The organism is Streptacidiphilus pinicola, assembly GCF_003258295.1.
Classification (GTDB): domain Bacteria; phylum Actinomycetota; class Actinomycetes; order Streptomycetales; family Streptomycetaceae; genus Streptacidiphilus; species Streptacidiphilus pinicola.
Genome location: NZ_QKYN01000177.1, coordinates 1 through 1,197, shown reverse-complemented (window position 1 = coordinate 1,197; position 1,197 = coordinate 1). Strand labels below are relative to the sequence as shown.

Below are 1,197 nucleotides of genomic sequence, written 5' to 3'. Positions count from 1 at the left end.
GTGGCGGGGATGCCGACGATGACGAGCAGGATGATCAGTTCGAGTGCGCGGTTCTCAAGCACGCTGCCCCCTCGGTTGTGGTGCGGGGAGCGTACGGCTGGGGAGCCTTGTTTCGCAGGCGCTTGGGCTAGGTGTTCTGTCCCGTGAGGTTGGGGACGCGGCTGGCGGGTGGGCGGCCCTTGAGAGCGGTGTGTCCGCGGTGGTGATTGTAGGTGTGGAGCCAGCCCGGGTAGGCGTCTCGTCGTTCCTGCTCAGTGCGGTAGGGCCGGGCGTAGGCCCATTCGTCGAGCAGGGTGCGGTTGAAGCGTTCGACCTTGCCATTGGTCTGCGGCCGGTAGGGCCGGGTGCGCTTGTGCACGATTCCTGTCCGGGCCAGGGCGTCGCGCCAGGGGTGTGAGCGGTAGCAGGCGCCGTTGTCGGTCAGCACGCGTTGGATGGTGATCCCGGCCCGGGTGAAGAACGCCTGGGCCCGGGTCCAGAACGCGGCCGCGGTCTCCTTGCGTTCGTCGGCCAGGATCTCGCTGTAGGCCAGGCGGGAGTGGTCGTCGACGGCGTTGTGGAGGTAGCTGTAGCCCGCGTTCGGGCGGGTCTTGCGGCCGGCCTGCCGTCCGAGGGTTTTGTGGCCGCCGCCGTCGGGGATGTTGCCGAGCTTCTTGATGTCGACGTGGACCAAGTCGCCGGGGGCGGAGTGTTCGTAGCGGCGGATCGGCTGGCCGGTGGCGCGGTCGAGGTGGGCCAGGCGGGCGAGTTTGTAGCGGACCAGGACGCGGTGCACGGTGGCCGGGTTCAGGTGGAGCAGGTAGGCGATGCGGGCCGGTCCCCAGCGGCGCAGGATCCGGACCTTGATGATGCGTCGTTCGGTGCGGGTCGCGGTCCGGCGCGGGCTGTGGTGCGGGCGGGAGGAGCGGTCGGCCATGCCGGCCTCGCCGAGTGTGCGGTAGCGATCCGCCCAGCGCTTGGCGGTGGTCGGCGAGACCTGGAAGCGTTCCGCCGCCCGGCGCAGCGGCCAGCCGTCGTCGACCACGCAACGGGCCAGACGCAGGCGGCCGGTCTCGGTCAGGGGTGCGTTACGGTGTGGCATGAGGGCCTTTCTGGGAGCCGGTGCAGATGTCGCAATCCACACCGAGCCAGAAGGCCCTCACCTATTTCAAGATCACCCCACCGTGAACCCCGTCACCAACCTCCGTGGTCAGAACA

At 69.3% G+C, this 1,197-nt stretch carries 1 protein-coding gene; it reads right to left on the bottom strand.

All coding sequences use genetic code 11. The features are described from left to right. Window positions 1–127: 127 nt before the first annotated feature. Window positions 128–1,081 (bottom strand): IS481 family transposase, encoded by a 954-nt coding sequence (locus DN069_RS34530; RefSeq protein WP_111507196.1) that lies wholly within the window; start codon window positions 1,079–1,081, stop codon window positions 128–130. Window positions 1,082–1,197: the final 116 nt, after the last annotated feature.

Coding starts and splice junctions, on each gene's coding strand:
- DN069_RS34530 (WP_111507196.1), bottom strand. CDS start 1,081: ATGCCACACCGTAACGCACCCCTGACCGAGACCGGCCGCCTGCGTCTG.